The organism is Aurantibacter sp. (assembly GCF_042094015.1).
Taxonomy (GTDB): Bacteria; Bacteroidota; Bacteroidia; order Flavobacteriales; family Flavobacteriaceae; genus Aurantibacter.
The window spans coordinates 23061-29113 of the sequence record NZ_JBELDZ010000030.1 but is presented as its reverse complement, the minus strand read 5'-3'; the positions used below and the strand labels follow the sequence as shown (position 1 = coordinate 29113).

6 protein-coding genes are annotated in these 6053 nt (G+C 28.7%); 5 read left to right on the top strand and 1 reads right to left on the bottom strand.

What is annotated here, in order from left to right; genetic code table 11:
• The first annotated feature begins 100 nt into the window (after positions 1-100).
• The 5 genes from ACFDSN_RS06325 to ACFDSN_RS06305 all read left to right on the top strand — a co-directional run bounded on the left by ACFDSN_RS06325 (position 101) and on the right by ACFDSN_RS06305 (position 5227).
• A complete protein-coding gene (locus tag ACFDSN_RS06325) occupies positions 101-304 on the top strand; it encodes a hypothetical protein (RefSeq protein ID WP_375238997.1) in 204 nt (67 codons plus the stop codon).
• A complete protein-coding gene (locus tag ACFDSN_RS06320) occupies positions 305-844 on the top strand; it encodes an AAA family ATPase (protein ID WP_375238996.1) in 540 nt (179 codons plus the stop codon). It begins immediately after the preceding gene.
• Positions 834-2384 carry a DUF4301 family protein gene (locus ACFDSN_RS06315; protein ID WP_375238995.1) on the top strand — a complete coding sequence of 517 codons (1551 nt, stop codon included), beginning with the start codon at positions 834-836 and terminating at the stop codon, positions 2382-2384. The genes ACFDSN_RS06320 and ACFDSN_RS06315 overlap by 11 nt, the downstream gene beginning before the upstream one ends.
• Positions 2384-2785: an alternative ribosome rescue aminoacyl-tRNA hydrolase ArfB gene (gene arfB / locus ACFDSN_RS06310; RefSeq protein WP_375238994.1), complete on the top strand. Its 402-nt coding sequence runs from the start codon at positions 2384-2386 to the stop codon at positions 2783-2785. The genes ACFDSN_RS06315 and arfB overlap by 1 nt, the downstream gene beginning before the upstream one ends.
• 246 nt (positions 2786-3031) lie before the next feature.
• Complete coding sequence (locus ACFDSN_RS06305; protein ID WP_375238993.1) at positions 3032-5227, top strand: TonB-dependent receptor; 2196 nt, start codon at positions 3032-3034, stop codon at positions 5225-5227.
• Between the two features lie 76 nt (positions 5228-5303).
• Here the strand turns inward: ACFDSN_RS06305 and ACFDSN_RS06300 are convergent, their stop codons facing one another.
• Positions 5304-6050, bottom strand: coding sequence for a uroporphyrinogen-III synthase (locus ACFDSN_RS06300; RefSeq protein ID WP_375238992.1), 747 nt, complete (start codon positions 6048-6050; stop codon positions 5304-5306).
• Between the last annotated feature and the right edge of the window lie 3 nt (positions 6051-6053).

Sequence of the window (6053 nt, the reverse complement as noted above, 5' to 3'; positions counted from 1 at the left end):
GAAAAAAAACAGTATTTTAAAGAATTATTAAAATATATTAAACATGGAAATTTCAGTATAATTAACTCTTACACCATTACAAGATAATTTTGAGCCTGCCATAATTCATTTTATAAAAAAACTAAGAGCTTCTAATTTAGAGATTTTAGAAAATCCATTAAGCACACAAATCTATGGAGATTATGATGTTGTGATGGACCTTCTTAAAACAGAAATTAAAGAAGTGTTTGAATTAATGGATAAAGGTTTACTTCTTATAAAGGTTGTAAAATCTGATAGACACGACTATAAGCCACATTTCTAATTGACACAAGCTTCTAACATATTAAAAATTGTATTTTTTGGACCTCAAAACACCGGAAAAACAACATTGTGCAAAAAATTAGCTAAAGCCTTTAATTGCGATTTTGTACCTGAATATGCAAGATTATATGCAGAAAACCATAAGAAATTATCCTTTGAAACTGTTTTGCCTATTGCAAACGGACAATTAGAGTTGGAACAAAAGTATTTACAAAAAACTAAATCTATTTTGTTTTTTGATACTAACATATTGGAAACTTTAGTGTATTCAGATATTTATTATAATAAAACACCGGTAGAATTAGAACAAATGGTAAAAACACAAATCTATACTTTGTATTTTTTGCCTTATATTGACGTTTCTTGGGAAAATGATAACATTAGAGATTTATCTAAGAATAGACTAGAACACTACAACCGTTTTAAACAAGAGCTTACAAATAGAGAATTACCGTTTATAGAGTTAAAAGGAGATTTAGAAAATCGTTTTTTAATTGCTAAAAATGAAATAAATAGATTATTACAACAACGTGAAATTTAGTCAAGAAGACATAGATTATATAATATCAAAAGGATTAACAGTAGAAAAAATTGAATTACAATTACAGACCTTTCAAAAAGGATTGTCTTTTATCAATTTAAAATCTGCAGCAACACTTAATGATGGTATTATTAAATTAAACAAGCAACAAGAACAAGAGTTTATAACACTTTTTGAAGCTAACAAAGACGACAAATCTATTTTGAAATTTGTTCCAGCTTCTGGTGCAGCAACTAGAATGTTTAAGTTTTTATTTAATTTTTTAAAAACATACAATACAAAACAATCATCTATTAATGCTTATGTAAATAAATTTAACGCTACAGAATTAGCGGTATTTATGGTCGGTTTAGAAAAATTACCATTTTACAAGTCGGTAATTAATTCTACTAAAACATATTTCAAAAATTACGATTCGCTTTCTGGAAACGATAAATTGGTTGCGTTTATAAAAACAATGCTAGATGAAGATAAACTGAATTACAGTAAATTTCCAAAAGGCTTATTACCTTTTCATAATTACCAAAATTATGTAGCAAATGCTTTTGAGGAACATTTATACGAAGCTGCACTTTATGCAGTATCTAACAAAAAAGCTAAGCTTCATTTTACCATTTCTGAAAAACATTTAGAACAATTTAAGGCAGCCTGTAAAGAGAAGCAAGAAACTATTGAAACTAAAACAAATGTTATTTTCGATATTTCATATTCTTTTCAGTCTGAACAAACAGACACAATTGCTGTTACTTCAAAGTTAAAACCTTTTAGAGACGAAAAAAATAAACTTCATTTTAGACCTTCTGGTCATGGCGCGTTACTACAAAATCTAAACAATCTTAATGCTGATATTATCTTTATAAAAAATATAGATAATATTGTAGTTTCTAAATACAAAAACGAAATTGCTAGTTATAAAAAAATATTAGCAGGGTTACTGTTAGATTTACAAAATAAAAGTTTTGATTTTATGCGAAAAATTGAAACTAAAGAACTGACTGAACCTGAAATAATTGAAATTGCAGAGTTTTTAAGACGACAATTAAACGTTATTATTTCTTCTGAATTTGAGAAGTATTCAATTAAATATCAAATAGAATATCTAAAAGAAAAACTGAACAAACCCATTAGAATTTGCGGTATGGTTAAAAATGAAGGCGAACCTGGCGGTGGGCCTTTTTGGGTATGGAATAATACTGGAACAATTAGTCTACAAATTGTAGAGTCTGCACAAATAGACTTAAATAATTTATCTCAAAAACAAATAATTGAAAATGCAACCCATTTTAATCCAGTAGATATTGTTTGTGGCATAAAAGACTACAAAGGAAATGTTTTTAACCTTGATGAATTTATTGATAAAAACACTGGTTTTATTACAAATAAAACACATTTAGGAAAAACCATAAAAGCTTTAGAATTACCTGGGTTATGGAATGGAAGTATGGCTAATTGGAATAGTGTTTTTGTTGAAGTGCCAATTCGTACTTTTAATCCAGTAAAAACGGTTAACGACTTACTTAAACCTGCACACCAACTATAATGCTAAATCACGAAGCTATATTAAAAGAGTGTGTTTTTAAAGCAACAACAAGTTCCGGTTCTGGTGGACAACATGTAAATAAAGTTGCAACTCGTATTGAGCTTTATTTTAATATTGAAGAATCTATTAATTTATCTTTAAGACAAAAAGAAAGACTAAAATCTAAGTTGAAACTCACCACAGAAAACGTGTTGATTTTATCTTCTCAAGAGACAAGAAGTCAATATAAAAACAAAAATTTAACTATTAAAAAGTTGTTTTTTATTCTTGACAGCGCACTAAAAGTCAATAAATATAGAATACCTACAAAAACACCTAGATCTGTTAAAGTTAAACGCTTAAAAAACAAGAAAATTAATTCTGAGCGTAAGTCTAATAGAAAAAAGCCTAGCTTGGATTAAAAAAACAAAAAACTTTATTTATAATTCAAAATTCGTAACTACATTTGCAGTGTCTCAAAAAAGGGGTGCTTTTTTTATATCACTATTTTTTATAAAAAAGGCTGAGATTATACCCAATGAACCTAGAACAGATAATGCTGTTTAGGGAAAAAGAAACAAAGTAGAGCGCTTTGTTTTCATTGTATTTATTAACTATTAAAGAATAATGACCTCTTTTTATTCGATTAACATTACTATGTAATCGATATGAAAAACACTTTTCTTTTTTTAGCACTTCTCGTGCTAAGTGTCACAATTCAAGCTCAAAACACAGAGCAAAACCAAGAAACCATTCAAGATTCTACTAAAATTGAAATCTTAGATGAAGTTTTAGTAAAATCCGTAAGAGTAGATGCAGATTCTCCTATTACGCACACCAATGTTTCTAAAAAAGATTTAGAAACACGTAATTTAGGTCAAGACATTCCTATTTTATTAAATTACTTACCTTCTGTAGTAACAACTAGTGATGCTGGAGCAGGAATTGGTTATACAGGAATAAGAATTCGTGGTGTTAGTGGAGAATCTACAAACATTACTATTAATGGAATTCCTTATAATGATGCTGAAAGTTTAGGGACATTTTGGGTGAATTTACCAGATTTTTCTTCTTCTGTAGAAAATCTTCAAGTACAACGAGGCGTTGGAACCTCAACAAATGGTTCTGGAGCTTTTGGTGCGAGTATTAACATTTTAACAAGTTCTTTAAATAAAGAAGCTTCGGCAAGTACATCTCATTCTGTTGGAAGTTTTGGGACTGTAAAAAACAATGTTCAATTTGGAACTGGCTTATTAAATAATAGATTTGAAGTTTCTGGTCGCTTATCAAAAATAAAATCAGATGGATTTATAGATAGAGCATCGTCAGATTTAAAATCATACTTCTTACAAGGTGCATATAAAGATGATAACAGAATTATTAAAGCTGTTGTTTTTGGTGGTAATGAAAAAACGTATCAAGCTTGGTATGGTGTAGATGTTTTTACTATTGATGATGATAGAACTGATAATATTGCCGGAACAATTATGGATGATGCTGGAAACCTTGAAGGTTATTATGACAATCAAGTAGATGACTATAAGCAAGATCATTATCAATTACATTGGAATGAGAAGTTTAATAACCAATTATCTTTAAATGTAGGTTTAAATTACACTTATGGACGTGGTTTTTATGAAGAATACATAGATAATTATTTTTATACAAACATTTTTTTCTCAGATGATTCTCAATTTTCACATTTAGGATTAAGTTCGTTTACAAGTAATGGAACTACAATTGAAAGTATGGATTACATTCGTCAAAAATGGTTAGATAACGATTTTTATGTTGCAAATACAAGTTTAAATTACAAGAATGAAAGGCTTGATTTAGTTTCAGGTATATCATATAGTCAATATAGAGGCGAAAGTTTTGGAGAAGTAATTTGGTCGGAATACGCTAAAGATTTAAATATAGACAAAGGCTATAGATATTATTTTAGCGAAAGTAAAAAAGACGACTTTAGTGTTTTTAGTAAAGCCACTTATAAGGTTAACGAAAAATTAAGTTTGTTTGGGGATTTACAGTATAGAACTGTAAATTACACTATAGACGGAACATTGTCTGACCGATCAGCTATTAATTTAGATAAATCTTTTGGTTTTTTTAACCCAAAAGCAGGTATAAGTTATAACCTAAACAACAAAAATAATTTTTATTTCTCTTTTGCTAAAGCAAATAGAGAACCTAGTAGAAATGATTTTGAAAATAATCCAGATGTAAAAGCCGAAGAGTTAAACGATTTTGAATTAGGGTATAGATATAATAGTTCAAAATACAAGCTTAATGCTAACATATATTATATGGCATATAACGAGCAACTAGTACTAACTGGCGCTCTTGATAATGTTGGAGCTCCAATTAGAGATAATGCAGGAAAAAGTTATAGACTAGGATTAGAACTAGATGGCGCTATTGCTTTAAGTAAAAAAATAACACTTCAATCTAATCTAACTTTAAGTGAAAATAAAAACTTAAATGAAGGTCAGTTTTTAAACGGAGAAGAGCTTGGAGAAACAGATATTGCATATTCTCCTTCAATTGTTACTAGTACCGCTTTATCATTTAAGCCAATTAAAGAGCTTACATTTACAGTAATTAACAAATATGTAGATGAACAATTAATGAATAACATTGATGATCAAGACTCCATTTTAGACGGTTATAATACAGTAGACCTTAATATAGCTTATAAAATTAAACCAAAATCTATTTTTAAATCTATTTTATTGAGCGGAGTATTTAATAACCTGTTAGATAGAAAGTATAATGGTAATGGTTTTGATTATGGTGGTGGTTTTTATGTCTTTTATCCACAGGCTGGCCCTAACTTTTTATTAGGTGCAACATTCAATTTCTAAGTATTTTACATACTTTTATTAAACAAAAAATGCGAACCAGTTGGTTCGCATTTTTTTATATTGTTAGATCTGCAAATTATTTTTTATTTGCGTCTTTAATATACTTAGCCAATGCCATTGTCATACTAGGAGTTTCTGGTGTTGGTGCAGCAATATCTACACGCAACCCTTTAGCTTCTACAGCTTTAATTGTCGTATTTCCAAATACAGCAATACGCGTATCGTTTTGTTTGAAATTTGGATAGTTATGGAATAAAGATTCTATTCCACTAGGGCTAAAAAACACTAAAATATCATACGTTACTTTCTCTAGATCAGACAAGTCACTTATTACAGTTCTATAAAAAGTACCTTGAGTCCAATTAATTTTTAAACCATCTAATAGTTCAGGAATTAAAGGCTTTAATTTATCTGTTGCTGGCAACAGAAATGTTTCGTCTTTATATTTTTTAATTAATGGTATTAATTCAGAAAATGTTCTTTTACCTACATATATTTTACGCTTTCTATATACAACGTATTTCTGTAAGTAATAAGCGACAGCTTCAGACTGACAAAAATAACGCATAGTATCTGGAACTTTAAATCGCATTTCTTCTGCAACTCTAAAAAAGTGATCTACAGCATTTCTACTTGTTAAAATTATAGCAGTAAAATTATTTAAATCAATTTTTTCCTGTCTAATTTCTTTAGAAGTGACACCTTCAACATGAATAAAAGGTCTAAAATCTATTTTAACTTTATGTTTCTCCGTAAGATCAAAATAAGGAGAATTCTCTATTTTAGGTTCTGGTTGTGAAACAAGTATTGTTTTAACTTTCATAGT

Coding starts and splice junctions, on each gene's coding strand:
- arfB (WP_375238994.1), top strand. CDS start 2,384: ATGCTAAATCACGAAGCTATATTAAAAGAGTGTGTTTTTAAAGCAACA.
- ACFDSN_RS06305 (WP_375238993.1), top strand. CDS start 3,032: ATGAAAAACACTTTTCTTTTTTTAGCACTTCTCGTGCTAAGTGTCACA.
- ACFDSN_RS06300 (WP_375238992.1), bottom strand. CDS start 6,050: ATGAAAGTTAAAACAATACTTGTTTCACAACCAGAACCTAAAATAGAG.